General features: G+C 73.5%; 12 protein-coding genes. 8 read left to right on the top strand and 4 right to left on the bottom strand.

What is annotated here, in order from left to right; all coding sequences use genetic code 11:
* Nucleotides 1-33 precede the first annotated feature (33 nt).
* From ACFVS6_RS09265 to ACFVS6_RS09230, 8 genes are all read left to right on the top strand, one after another.
* On the top strand, nt 34-1,038 hold the full coding sequence (locus ACFVS6_RS09265; protein ID WP_389702110.1) for a LacI family DNA-binding transcriptional regulator: 1,005 nt from the start codon (nt 34-36) through the stop codon (nt 1,036-1,038).
* Nucleotides 1,039-1,245: 207 nt separating this feature from the next.
* Nucleotides 1,246-2,445 carry a thiolase family protein gene (locus ACFVS6_RS09260; protein ID WP_389702109.1) on the top strand — a complete coding sequence of 400 codons (1,200 nt, stop codon included), beginning with the start codon at nt 1,246-1,248 and terminating at the stop codon, nt 2,443-2,445.
* 149 nt (nt 2,446-2,594) lie between these two features.
* Complete coding sequence (locus ACFVS6_RS09255) at nt 2,595-4,037, top strand: aldehyde dehydrogenase family protein (RefSeq protein ID WP_389702107.1); 1,443 nt, start codon at nt 2,595-2,597, stop codon at nt 4,035-4,037.
* 100 nt (nt 4,038-4,137) lie between these two features.
* Complete coding sequence (locus ACFVS6_RS09250; RefSeq protein WP_389702105.1) at nt 4,138-4,560, top strand: thioredoxin family protein; 423 nt, start codon at nt 4,138-4,140, stop codon at nt 4,558-4,560.
* Between the two features lie 43 nt (nt 4,561-4,603).
* Nucleotides 4,604-6,034, top strand: a complete 1,431-nt coding sequence (locus tag ACFVS6_RS09245) for a dihydrolipoyl dehydrogenase family protein (RefSeq protein ID WP_389702104.1) — start codon at nt 4,604-4,606, stop codon at nt 6,032-6,034.
* Between the two features lie 174 nt (nt 6,035-6,208).
* Nucleotides 6,209-6,760 carry a hypothetical protein gene (locus ACFVS6_RS09240; protein ID WP_389702103.1) on the top strand — a complete coding sequence of 184 codons (552 nt, stop codon included), beginning with the start codon at nt 6,209-6,211 and terminating at the stop codon, nt 6,758-6,760.
* Nucleotides 6,761-6,810: 50 nt separating this feature from the next.
* Nucleotides 6,811-9,078, top strand: coding sequence for a hypothetical protein (locus ACFVS6_RS09235; RefSeq protein WP_389702101.1), 2,268 nt, complete (start codon nt 6,811-6,813; stop codon nt 9,076-9,078).
* A 122-nt stretch (nt 9,079-9,200) separates the two neighbouring features.
* On the top strand, nt 9,201-9,965 hold the full coding sequence (locus ACFVS6_RS09230; RefSeq protein WP_389702100.1) for a metallophosphoesterase: 765 nt from the start codon (nt 9,201-9,203) through the stop codon (nt 9,963-9,965).
* Here ACFVS6_RS09230 and ACFVS6_RS09225 read toward each other — a convergent pair.
* From ACFVS6_RS09225 to ACFVS6_RS09210, 4 genes are all read right to left on the bottom strand, one after another.
* Nucleotides 9,938-10,273, bottom strand: a complete 336-nt coding sequence (locus ACFVS6_RS09225; RefSeq protein WP_389702098.1) for a DUF2087 domain-containing protein — start codon at nt 10,271-10,273, stop codon at nt 9,938-9,940. The two genes, ACFVS6_RS09230 and ACFVS6_RS09225, sit on opposite strands and share 28 nt — an antisense overlap.
* A 79-nt stretch (nt 10,274-10,352) precedes the next feature.
* Nucleotides 10,353-11,003 carry a hypothetical protein gene (locus ACFVS6_RS09220; RefSeq protein ID WP_389702097.1) on the bottom strand — a complete coding sequence of 217 codons (651 nt, stop codon included), beginning with the start codon at nt 11,001-11,003 and terminating at the stop codon, nt 10,353-10,355.
* Nucleotides 11,000-11,434, bottom strand: coding sequence for a DUF6114 domain-containing protein (locus ACFVS6_RS09215; protein ID WP_389702095.1), 435 nt, complete (start codon nt 11,432-11,434; stop codon nt 11,000-11,002). Before ACFVS6_RS09215 ends, ACFVS6_RS09220 begins: the two co-directional genes overlap by 4 nt.
* Nucleotides 11,425-11,982 (bottom strand): DUF6230 family protein, encoded by a 558-nt coding sequence (locus ACFVS6_RS09210; protein ID WP_389702491.1) that lies wholly within the window; start codon nt 11,980-11,982, stop codon nt 11,425-11,427. Before ACFVS6_RS09210 ends, ACFVS6_RS09215 begins: the two co-directional genes overlap by 10 nt.
* Nucleotides 11,983-12,104: the final 122 nt, after the last annotated feature.

Genomic DNA, 12,104 nt, shown 5'->3' with positions numbered 1-12,104 from the left:
CGGGCACAACAGGTCTGGAAAGATGCGACGGCAATGTCCCAGTCATCGAAATCGCCGAACGTGCCGACCAGCGCGGACGTCGCCCGCCTCGCGGGCGTCTCGCGCGCGACGGTCTCGTACGTGCTCAACAACGCGGCGGCCGTGCGCATCAGCGAGCCGACCCGTCGCAAGGTCCGCGAGGCCGCCGAGGAACTCGGCTACGTACCCCACGCCGCCGCGCGCAGCCTGCGGGCCGGCCACACCCGGATCGTGCTGCTGCCCACCTCCCACGTGCCGGTCGGCCCGCTCTACAGTGCCTTCCTCAACGAGCTCCAGTGGGCGCTGCGCCGACTGGACTACACCGTGGTCCAGTACGGCAGCCTCGGCCTGAACGGGGACGAGGCCGCCCGCGCCTGGGCCGAGCTGCGCCCCGTCGCCGTGATCTCCCTCGGGGAGATCGCCCTGTCCCCGCACAACGTCGCCACCCTCAAGCGGGCCGGTGCCCGCGCGGTCATCACCCTGGGGCCCGCCGGCGTGCCCGGCGCGCACGCGCTCGTCATGGACCAGGCGGAGATCGGGGCCCGCGCCGCCGCTCACCTCGTGGAGCGCGGCCGTCGCCGCATCGGGGTGGTCGTCCCACGGGAGGCGGGGCTGGAGCTGTTCTCCGGACCCCGACTGGCCGGTGCCCGCTCCGTCGCGGGAGCGGAGGTCGAGGAGGTGCCGCTGGCCCACACCGAGGAGTCGGCGGCGGAACTCGCCGCCCGCTGGAGCTCGCTCGGGCTCGACGCGGTCTTCGCCTACAACGACGAGTACGCGATGCTGCTGATGCGCGCGCTCCAGGACGCGGGCCTGCGGATCCCCGAGGACGTGGCGGTCATGGGCGCCGACGACCTCCTCATCGGCCGACTCCTGCGACCCCGGCTGAGCACCGTACGGCTGGAGATGCCGACCGGGGACCACCTGGCCTCCCTGGTGGACCGGGCGGTGCGTGAACCGTCGGAGATCACCGAACGGCACGACCTGATGGCGGCCCTGGTGGTGTCCCGCGAGTCGACCTGAGGCCCGGGCGGGCCCGCCCGGCGCGCGGCGGGCCCCGGGTGGAAGGGCCCGCCCGGTGCCCCGCGGCTTCCGGGTGGCCGTTGACAGGCGGTGACGGCCGGGCGGAGACTGCGGGCGCGCCCCACCGGGCGTGCCCGGCGGTGTGCCCGGTGCCGAAACCGGCTCCGACGCGCCGCCGCCCGTACGGATCCGCCCAGGAGAGACCCCATGAGCATCCGCACCGTCCGCGACGTGTACGTCGTCGACGCCGTCCGCACCCCGATCGGCAAGTTCGGCGGGGCACTCGCCGGAGTCCGGCCGGACGACCTGGCCGCCCATGTGGTCCGCGCGCTGGTGGACCGTACGCCGGAACTCGACCCGGCCCGCATCGACGACGTGGTCTTCGGCGACGCCAACGGTGCCGGTGAGGACAACCGGGACGTGGCCCGCATGGCGGTGCTGCTCGCCGGACTGCCCGTCACCGTCCCGGGGGTCACCGTCAACCGGCTCTGCGGGTCCGGTCTGGAGGCCGTCGTCCAGGCGGCCCGCGCCATCGCGCTCGGTGACGCCTCCGTCGCCATCGCGGGCGGCGTCGAGTCGATGAGCCGCGCCCCCTGGGTGGTGCAGAAGCCCGAGCGGGCCTTCCCCGCGGGGCACCAGCAGATGTGGTCCACCACCCTCGGCTGGCGGATGACCAACCCCCGCATGCCGGCCGAGTGGACGGGCTCGCTCGGCGAGGGCGCCGAACTCGTCGCCGAGAAGCACGGCATCACCCGCGAGGAGCAGGACGCCTTCGCGCTGCGGAGCCACCACAAGGCGGCCGCCGCCTGGGCCGCCGGACTGTACGACGACGAGGTCGTCCCGTACGCCGGTGTGGACCTCGCGCGCGACGAGTGCATCCGCGAGGGCTCCACCCCGCAGGCCCTCGCCCGCCTGAAGCCCGCGTTCCGGACGGACGGCTCCGGTACGGTCACGGCCGCGAACGCCTCCCCGCTCAACGACGGCGCCGCCGCGCTGCTGCTGACCGACGAGGCCGGACTGGCCGCCACCGGCCGCGAGCCGCTGGCCCGGATCAGCGCGAGCGCCGTCACCGGGATCGAGCCCCAGCTCTTCGGCCTCGGCCCGGTCGATGCCGTGGCACGGGCCCTCGGCAAGGCGGGCCGTTCGCTCACCGACCTGACGGCCTTCGAGCTCAACGAGGCCTTCGCCGCCCAGGCGTTGGGCTGCCTCGCGGCCTGGCCCGAGCTGGACCCGGAGGTGGTCAACCCGCGCGGCGGGGCCATCGCCATCGGCCACCCGCTCGGCGCCTCCGGAGCCCGGCTGGCCGGCTCGGTGGCCCACCAACTGGCGGCCGCGGGCTCGGGTACGGGCATGGCGGCGCTGTGCATCGGCGTCGGGCAGGGCATCGCGCTCGTCCTGGAGAGGTGAGCCCCGCCCCACCGCGTGACGGTCGATCATTTCCAGACATGACAGCCGGTCAACTGCCCAATAACTGAACAGAAGTGGTGTCTCCGGTCTGGCACGATGGCGCGTGCTGCCGCCCCTCGCCCCGCACCATCCCCTTCCGGAGGCCCCGCGTGACGCCGCTCCTCGACCCGACGCTCTGGCAGGACGGACCCACCCTCACCGGCGGCACGGCCCCGGTCGTCGAACCAGCGACCGGGCGCACCCTCGCCACGCTCGACCTCGCGGCCCCCGCCGACGTGGCCGAGGCCGCGGTACGGGCCGGGGCCGCGCAGCGGGACTGGGGGCGGGCCACCCACCCGGAGCGGGCCGCCGTGCTGCGCCGCGCCGGTGACCTGTTCGCGGCGCACGCCGACGAACTGCGGGAATGGCTGGTCCGGGAGTCGGGATCCATCCCCGGGAAGGCCGACTTCGAACTGCACGTCGCCGCCCAGGAGTGCTACGAGGCCGCCGCCCTCGCCTCCCGGCCGACGGGGCAGGTGCTGGCCGGTGAAGCACCCCGACTCTCCTTCACCCGCCGGGTTCCGGCAGGCGTCGTCGGGGTCATAGCGCCCTTCAACGCCCCGCTGATCCTGTCGATCCGCTCCGTGGCGCCGGCCCTCGCGCTCGGCAACGCGGTCCTGCTCAAGCCGGACCGCCGCACCGCCGTCTGCGGCGGCCTCGCCCTGGCCGCCGTCCTGACCGCCGCCGGACTGCCGGCCGGGCTGCTCCAGGTGCTGCCCGGTGGGGCGGAGACGGGGGCGGCGGTGGTGGCCGACCCGCGCGTGCGCGTGGTGTCCTTCACCGGCTCCACCGCGGCGGGCCGCACGGTCGGCGAGCTGGCCGGGCGCCACCTCAAGCGCGCACACCTGGAACTGGGCGGGAACTCGGCGCTCGTGGTCCTCGCCGACGCGGACGTCGAGGCCGCCGTCGCGCAGGCCTCCTGGGGTTCCTTCTTCCACCAGGGGCAGGTCTGCATGACCACGGGCCGGCACCTCGTCCACGCCTCCCTCTACGACGAGTACGTCGAGCGGCTCGCCGCGCGGGCCGAGGCGCTGGCCGTGGGGGACCCGTACCGCGAGCCGGTCCACCTCGGCCCGCTGCTCGACCGGGCGCAGTTGGAGCGGGTCCACGGGTTGGTCGAGGCCAGCATCGGACAGGGCGCCAAGCTCGTCGCCGGAGGCACCCACCGGGACCTCTTCTACCGGCCCACGGTGCTGGCCGGGGTGGCCGACGACACGCCCGCCTACGCGCAGGAGGTCTTCGGGCCGGTGGCGCCCGTACGGTCCTTCGTGACCGAGGACGAGGCAGTCGAGCTGGCCTCGGCCGGCCCCTACGGGCTCTCGCTGGGCATCGTCACCCGCGACGCGGCGCACGGCCTGGAGCTGGCCGAACGGATCCCGACCGGCATCGCGCACATCAACGACCAGACCGTGAACGACGAGGCCGTGGCCCCCTTCGGCGGTGTCGGGGCCTCGGGTACGGGCGCCCGGTTCGGCGGCGAGGCGAACCTCGACGCCTTCACCGAACTCCGCTGGACGACGCTCCGCACCAGCCCGCCCGGCCACCCGTTCTAGGGATCCGGTCACTCGTTCCAGGGATACGGGGCCGACGCGGAATTCGACGGGTGGGCCGGTCGTTCACACAGGACACGCACCAAACAGGAGGTCTGGACCCGTGGCTACAGTCGAGCTCACCAAGGAGAACTTCGACCGGACGGTCAGCGAGAACCCGTTCGTGCTGATCGACTTCTGGGCGGGCTGGTGCCGGCCCTGCCTCCAGTTCGCCCCGGTGTACGAGAAGGCCGCGGAGGCCCATCCCGACCTGGTCTTCGCCAAGGTGGACACCGAGGCCCAGCAGGAGCTGGCCGCGGCCTTCCAGATCACCTCCATCCCCACCCTGATGATCGTGCGGGACCAGGTGGCGATCTTCGCGCAGCCCGGCGCCCTGCCGGAAGCGGCGCTGACCGACCTCATCGCACAGGCCCGCGCCCTCGACATGGACGAGGTCAAGGCGAAGATCGCCGAGTCCGGGCAGGGCGACGGGCCGGCGCCCGAGCGGCCCCGGTCCGACGAAGGCCCCGGCACGCCGCAGTCCTGACCTTGCCGCCCGGGGCCCGGGCGCTGCGGAGACACTGGTCCCCATGACTGAAGCGATGGAATACGACGTCGTGGTGCTCGGCGGGGGACCGGCCGGGGAGAACATCGTCGACCGGGCCCGGGCCGCCGGGTTGAGTACGGCGCTCGTGGAGGGCGAGCTCGTCGGCGGGGAGTGTTCGTACTGGGCCTGCGTGCCCAGCAAGGCCCTGCTCCGGCCGGCGCTGGCGCGCGCCGAGGCCCGTCGCGTGCCGGGGCTGGCGGGCTCGGTGGCGGGTCCGCTCGACGCGGAGGCGGTGTTCGCGCACCGCGACCACTGGACCGGCAACTGGAACGATGACGGCCAGGTCGACTGGATCGACTCCACCGGCGCCGACCTCTACCGGGGACACGGCCGGCTCTACGGCATCCGTAAGGTGGCCGTGAGCAGCCCGGAGGGGGAGCACCACATCCTGTCCGCCCGGCACGCGGTGGTCGTGGCCACCGGGACCCGGGCCGTGATCCCGGACGTTCCCGGACTGGCCGAGGCCCGGCCGTGGACCAGTCGCGAGGCCACCTCCGCACGGCGGGTGCCGGGCCGGCTGCTGATCATGGGCGGCTCGGTCGTGGCCACCGAGATGGCCACCGCCCATCAGGCCCTCGGCTCGCGCGTGACACTGCTGGTGAGGGGGTCCGGACTGCTGCCGCGGATGGAACCCTTCGCGGGGGAGTTGGTCGCCGAGTCGCTGCGGGAGGCCGGCGCGGTGGTCCGTACCGGCGTGTCGGTCGAGGCGGTGGAGCGTGAAAGCTCGACCGGACCGGTCACGGTGGTGTTGGCGGGCGGGGAGCGGTTGGAGGGCGACGAACTGCTCGTGGCGACGGGCCGGGCCCCGCAGACCGAGGACATCGGACTGGACACCGTGGGCCTGACCCCCGGCGACTGGATCGGGGTGGACGAGAGCTGCCGGGTGCCCGGCAGCGACTGGCTCTACGCCGTCGGCGACGTGAACCACCGGGCGCTCCTCACCCACCAGGGCAAGTACCAGGCCCGGATCGCGGGCGCGGCCATCGCCGCCCGCGCGGCCGGGACCGACGCCGTCGACACCTCCCGCTGGGGTGCCCACGCCGCCACGGCCGATGTGGAGGCCGTGCCGCAGGCCGTGTTCACCGACCCGGAGGCGGCCGCCGTCGGGTTGACCCTGGCCGAGGCGGAGCGGGCGGGCCACCGCGTGCGGGCCGTCGACTACGACCTGGGGAAGGTCTCCGGCGCGGGCCTCTACGCCGAGGGGTACCGCGGGCGGGCCCGGATGGTGGTCGACCTCGACCGGGAGGTGCTCCTCGGGGTCACCTTCGTGGGTGCGGGCGCCGCCGAACTCGTCCACGCGGCCACCATCGCCGTGGTGGGTGAGGTGCCCATCGACCGGCTGTGGCACGCGGTTCCGGCGTTCCCCACCATCAGCGAGGTCTGGCTGCGGCTGCTGGAGGCCCATCGGGGATAGCGGGGTCGGCGGCCGTCGGCGGCCGTCGGCGGGCGGGGCGCGCGGGCGGGAGGGAGCGGGATCGGCCATGGGAACGGGAATCGGCCAGAGCAGGGCCAACGGGTTCAGGCTCGATCGGTCTTAGGTTAGCCTTACCTAAGTCGATCAAGTCCGTCCCTGGAAAGGCGTTCTGCCATGCGCGTTGCCCACCTGCCCCGCAAGACCGTCCGGCTCGCCGCCCGCGCCGCGTTCGCCGCGACCGCCGCCGTGGCGCTCGCCCTCGGCACGGCCGGCGCCGCCAACGCCGCGACCTCGACCCGTACGGTGACGGACGGCGGGGCGACCTACGACCTGAGCGTCACCGCCCCCGCCGCGGCCGCCACCGGCGGCCAGAACGTCACCGTCACCGGCAGCGGGTTCAATACCGCCAAGGGCATCTACGTGGGCCTCTGCGCGGTGGACGGCGCACCCGGCCAGTACAAGCCCACCCCCTGCCTCGGCGGTTCGGACCAGGCGGGCACCACCGGCGCCTCCCACTGGATCAACAACACCTTCGGCGGCACCCTGCCGAACACCTCCAAGTTCGGCCCCGGCGGCACCTTCAGCGTCACCATCCACGTCAAGGCCGACCTCGGCAACGGGAACATCTGCGGCGAGACCGTCGAGTGCGCCGTCGTCACCCGCGCGGACCACTTCAACTCCACCAACCGCAAGTACGACGTCCACGTCCCGGTGACCTTCAACTAGCCGGTCGATCGGCCCAGCCCCGGACCAGCGGTCACGTCGACGAGGAAGCCATGACACCCCAGCACCCCACCACCCCCGCCCGGGCGGGCGCGGCCTCCGCCGCCCTCGCGCTCGTCCTCGTCTCGGCCGCCCCGGCGGCCACCGCGGGTCCGGCCGCCGACGGACCCGGCCGGACCGTACTGGTCTCGGGCGGACAGCGGTTGACCGTTTCCGCCGCGTCCGGTCTGGATCCGCTCGGCCGGACCGTACGCGTCACCGGAGCGGGCTACGACGGCGCGAAGGGCATCTACGTCGCCTTCTGCAAGGACAACGGGGACAACCGGGTACCCGCCCCCTGCGTCGGGGGCGCCGACACGACCGGCGGTTCCAAGGCCTCGCAGTGGATCGTGCCCCGGGGCGACGCGCACGCGGGGGAGCTGGGGGTCCCGTACGCCGAAGGCGGTGGCTTCGACGTGGAGTTGAGGCTGACGGCGAAGAACGACGGGCTCGACTGCACACAGGTGGCGTGCTCCGTCGTCACCCGGGTCGACCACCGGGGCGCCGGCGACCGCTCCCAGGACGTACGGGTTCCCATCGCCTTCCGGGGCCAGGACCCGGTGGATCCCGGAGGTGAGGGCGTCGACGTACCGCAGGGCACCGTCGCCCATCGGGCGACGGCGGAGTTCACCACCGCGGGCAAACCGCGCGACCTGATGTTCCACCCCGACTCCCGCAAGCTGTACGTCGGTTCGGACGATCTCCCCGACACCGCCGACGTCAACGAGAGCGGACTGCACGTCCTCGACCCGGCCGACGGCAAGGTGCGCAGCACCGTCAACCAGGCGCCCGGGGCCAACGGCACGCCGGGTCGGCGGGCGGTCCGTCAACTCATCGCCCCGCTCCCCGGGGACGGGGTGGTCTTCTCCTACCCGCTGCGCGGCATCGGCACCGCCAAGGACGGCGACACCGTCGCGGCCGGCGCGTGGGTTGCGGGCGGAGCCGTCACCGACACCGGACCGGGCATCGCCCCGGGCACCGTGTTCGTCGCGCAGGGCCCCGTACTGTCCGAGGTCGACGTCGCCACCGCCGCGGTGAAACGCGGCATCACGCTGGAGGGCGGCGACGGCTTCGCCGTGGACCCGGTGCGCAAGGCCATCTGGTTCCCCGACGCGGGCAACGGGCGGATGTACCGGATCGACGCCACCACCCTCCAGGTCACCGCCACCGTCGAACTCCCCGCCGGCGAGGACTACGTCGGGTTCACCGAGGTGGACCCCGAAACGGGCGCGGTCTGGATCGGCATCGGTACCTCGGTCGTCGTCCACGACGCGACGGGCAAGCGCCTGCGCGTACTGACCGGCGACGACCTGCCCCGGGCGGCGAGGTTCGACCCCGTCACGCACGAGGCGTACGTCGTCCGGCAGGACCCGGGAGACACCTCCCAACCCGGCAGCGACAACAACGGCAGCTTGAGCGCGTACCGCACCACCGACTTCGCGGAGGCGATGAAACCGGTCGTGCTCCCCGGCAACCAGGGCCAGTTGGGGTTCGCCTCCCTGGCGGTCGAACCCGGCGGCGCGACGGTCTTCGTCTCGAACCCCGCCGAGGGCCGCATCACCCGGCTGCAACGTTCCGTCTCACCGAAGGTGACGCAGGGCCCCACGGACCAGACCGTCACGGAGGGGACCCGGGCCGTGTTGACCGCGCGGGCCGACGGGACGCCGACGCCCACCGTCACCTGGCAGGTCAGCGCCGACGGGGGCCGGACCTGGAAGGCGGTCGAGGGTGCGAACGCCCCGGTGCACTCCTTCACGGCCCGCGCCTCCGACGACGGCCACCGCTTCCGCGCCGAGTTCCACAACGAGGCGGGCACCAGCCGCACCACACCGGTCACCCTCACGGTCGGCCCGCCCGGTACCACCACGGGCGGCGGCTCCGGCAACACGGGTACGAGCGACGGCGCGACGGGGGGTGCGGGCGGTACGGGCGGCAGCGCCGGCGACACCACGGCCGGTGCTACGGCCGGTGCCACGGGCGGCGGTTCCGGCACGGCAGGCAGCACCACCGGCGACGGTACGTCGGGTGCATCCGGCACGTCGGGCGCCTCCGGCGCGGCCGGTTCGGGCGGTTCGGGCGGCGCTGCGGGATCCGGCGGTGCGGTCGGCTCCGGCGGCCCGTCCGGTTCCGGCGGCACGGTCGGCGGTACGGGCACCACCACGGGCGGTGGCGCGCTCGCCTCCACCGGTACCGCGGTCGCGACCCTCGCCGGGGGCGCGGTGGCCCTCACCGCCGCCGGCTGGGTCCTGGTGCGCCGCAAGCGGGCGGGCCACCCGGCCTGAGCTGCGCGCGGAGATCCGGGGGAGGTCGACTGCCGCCACGGTAGGGCCTGTTGAATGGGACGCACGAGCAGCCTCCGGCGGCCCCATGACCAACGGCCGCGGCGAACGAAGGAGTCACCCCCGTGATCGTGATCGCCCACCTCAGCGACGTCCACCTCGACGGCGGACCGCGCGCCGCCGACCGCACCCGCGCCGTCATGGAGTACCTGGACGCCCTGCCGCACGACCTCGACGCGGTGCTGGTGAGCGGGGACATAGCCGACACCGGCAAGCCCTCCGAGTACGAGGAGGCCCGCGCGCTGCTCGCCTCCAGGCACCCGACGGTCATCTGTCCCGGCAACCACGACGAGCGCGTCGCCTACCGCCGGGTCATGCTGGGGGAGGAGCAGCCGTCCGAGCTGCCGGTCGAGCAGGTGCTGCGCGGCGACGGGTTCGTCCTGGCCGTGTGCGACTCCTCCGTACCCGGCGAGGACCACGGGTTCCTGACGGAGCGGACCCTGACCTGGCTGGACGGCGTACTCGCGGACACCCCGCAGGACGTACCGGTCCTGGTGGCGTTCCACCACCCGCCGGTGCCGCTGCACACGCCGTACGTGGACGGGATCCGGCAGTTCGGCGAGGAACGTCTCGCGGAGTTGGCCGGCCGCCACCCGCACCTGCGTGCCTTCCTGTGCGGGCACGCGCACACCGCGGCCGCGACGACCTTCGCGGGCCTGCCGCTGCTCGTGGCGCCCGGAGTGGTGTCCACCCTCCGGCTCCCGTGGGAGACCGCGACGGGGCCCGATCACCACGTCCACCTCGACGAGCCGCCCGCCGTCGCCTTCCACGTGCTGGGCGACGACGGACGGCTGACGACCCACTACCGGGTGGTCACCGGCCGTCGGTAGCTGCTGCCGTCCCGGGTCCGGGTGAGCCGTCCCGAGGTGATGAGGTACCGCCGGAGCGCCGAGCAGTCCTCGTGCACGGTGCGCAGCGCCTCGTTGACCTCGGGCTCGGTGTAGTCGCGGTCCTGCGCGAACAGGGTCTCGGCGAGGTGGGCGAGCAACTGCTCGCGCCTGGCCGCCTTGCGCGGGATCGCGAGCAGCCGTCCGCCGGAGAAGAGGTCCTCCACACCGCGCGCCTGCCGGACGGCGGGGGCGGAAGCGGGGGTGGAGGCGGTCCCGGCGGAATCTTGATGCTCGGTGCTCTGTGACATGTCAGCGAGCTTTGCCCGTTCCCCTCTCCGGAGCAACGCAATTTCCTCCGGGGAGGGTCGGGTACGGAAGGCGATCCGATCAGGGACCGACGGTGATCTGCTGGGCCGGGTTCGTGGTGTCGGAGACCTTGTAGACGGCGTTGAAGGTGGAGGTGGTCGCGCTCGTCGGGCAGCCGAAGCCGCCCGTGACCGTGACCGGAACGGTGGCGTTGACGAAGGTCAGGCTGGGCGGCGCGCCGTTCGTCCAGGTGCCGTTGACCGCGGCCGGGGCCGTCGGCGCCGTGGTCACGACGCAGTTGGCCAGGCCGGTCGTGGTGACGACGAGCCCGCCGACCGGAACGTTCAGCGTCGCGGTGATCGGGGAACCGTGCTGCATCGACACCGACCAGGCGCCGCTGGTGGTGACCGTCGGGGTCACGCCCCAGACACTGGAGGTACAGGAGCTGTACGTCGGCGGGGTGATGGGCGAGGAGACCGGCCCGGCCGGGTTCTGGTTGCCGGGGGCGGCCGGCACCGTACCGGTGGACACGGAGACCGTGCAGGTCACCGTGACCGAACCGGCCTTGAGGGTGGCCTTCCCGCTGAGGGTGGCCTTGAAGGCGTGCCCGGCCGGGGTGACGGTGGTCGATCCGGCCAGCGGTAACGGACTGGCGGTGGCGGTGGCCGAGGCCACCGTCAGGGCGGCCGCGGCCGCCATCCCGAGGGCGAGCGCGGTGCGCGTACGGCTCATGACTGAGCTCCTTGGGGATCGTGGTGCGGGCTGGGAGCGGGGGGTGCGTCCGTCGGCCCGGGGGCGGCGGAGCCCCCGGAGCGACGGGTCGCGGACGGCTGCCAGGCGAACATCAGGCCGCCGCCGATGATGCCGAGAAGGGTGCCGATCAGGAACCCGCCGAGGTTCGACAGGACCAGCGCGGCGGTGGCGATGAGCGTGGTGAGCACCCCGGCGAGTGAGCGTTGCCGGGGGGAGAACCAGGCGGTGAGCCCGAGGACGATCATGACGATCCCCATCAGGACGGACGGAATGCCCGCCACCCCCTGCTGGAGCATGATGTTCAGCGGTGCCAGGGGCAGGACGCAGATCCACGCTCCGGCCAGGACGGCGAAGAGCCCGCCCCAGAACGGCCGGCCGCGCCGCCACCGCCGCCAGCGGCTCAGAAGCATTCCTTCTTGCCCTTGCTGACGCTCATGTTCAGCCCGGACAGCTTGAACGTTCCTGCATTGGTCGCCCAGGCCGTCTGCTGGAGACCGGTGATGCTCACCGTGTCCGCCTGCTGGGCGAACAGGTCCTGCATGCCCTGTGCCTCCGCGGGGCCCTTGTCCAGGGTGGAGGCGTCGCGGCCGATCTCGATGTTCGTGAAGACCGCGTCACCCGAGAGCTGCGTCGCGTCGACGAACAGGTTGGTCGCCTCGACCGGCTTCTTCTGCCCGGCGGTCAGGTTGAGCGAGATGTCGCCGATCATCGGAAGGGTCGTGACCACCGACTGGCACAGGCTGTTCAACTTCGCCTCCCTGATGGCGGTGACCGCCACCGGGATCAGTTCCTGACGGGCGTTGACGTCGACGCTGCCGTACTGCGCGAAGCCCTCGCCCTCCAGGCTCTTCGCCGACACCTTGAACTGCTGCCCCGACACCGCGAAGGACGCGGCGAGCGCCCCTTGCGCGAGGGCGATCCCGAGTCCCGCCGTCACGGCCACGGCGGGCACGGTCAACAGGGCGAACCGGCGCCAACGCACCCGCCCCTCGGTCCCGCTCGCGTCGCTCGTTCCGTCCCCGCCGTGCGTGCCGGGGGGCTCGGACAAGTTCGGTGAATCCGCCATGAGATCGTCCCTTA

It is taken from the genome of Streptomyces sp. NPDC057939 (assembly GCF_042887545.1).
Classification (GTDB): Bacteria; Actinomycetota; Actinomycetes; order Streptomycetales; family Streptomycetaceae; genus Streptomyces.
The sequence above is the reverse complement of the archived record's forward strand: the minus strand, read 5'-3'. Positions and strand labels throughout refer to the sequence as shown.

What these genes read in the sequence shown, in the direction of transcription:
- ACFVS6_RS09260 (WP_389702109.1), top strand. Translation starts at nt 1,246, where the DNA reads ATGAGCATCCGCACCGTCCGCGACGTGTACGTCGTCGACGCCGTCCGC.
- ACFVS6_RS09245 (WP_389702104.1), top strand. Translation starts at nt 4,604, where the DNA reads ATGACTGAAGCGATGGAATACGACGTCGTGGTGCTCGGCGGGGGACCG.
- ACFVS6_RS09265 (WP_389702110.1), top strand. Translation starts at nt 34, where the DNA reads ATGTCCCAGTCATCGAAATCGCCGAACGTGCCGACCAGCGCGGACGTC.
- ACFVS6_RS09240 (WP_389702103.1), top strand. Translation starts at nt 6,209, where the DNA reads ATGCGCGTTGCCCACCTGCCCCGCAAGACCGTCCGGCTCGCCGCCCGC.
- ACFVS6_RS09235 (WP_389702101.1), top strand. Translation starts at nt 6,811, where the DNA reads ATGACACCCCAGCACCCCACCACCCCCGCCCGGGCGGGCGCGGCCTCC.
- ACFVS6_RS09220 (WP_389702097.1), bottom strand. Translation starts at nt 11,003, where the DNA reads ATGAGCCGTACGCGCACCGCGCTCGCCCTCGGGATGGCGGCCGCGGCC.
- ACFVS6_RS09225 (WP_389702098.1), bottom strand. Translation starts at nt 10,273, where the DNA reads ATGTCACAGAGCACCGAGCATCAAGATTCCGCCGGGACCGCCTCCACC.
- ACFVS6_RS09215 (WP_389702095.1), bottom strand. Translation starts at nt 11,434, where the DNA reads ATGCTTCTGAGCCGCTGGCGGCGGTGGCGGCGCGGCCGGCCGTTCTGG.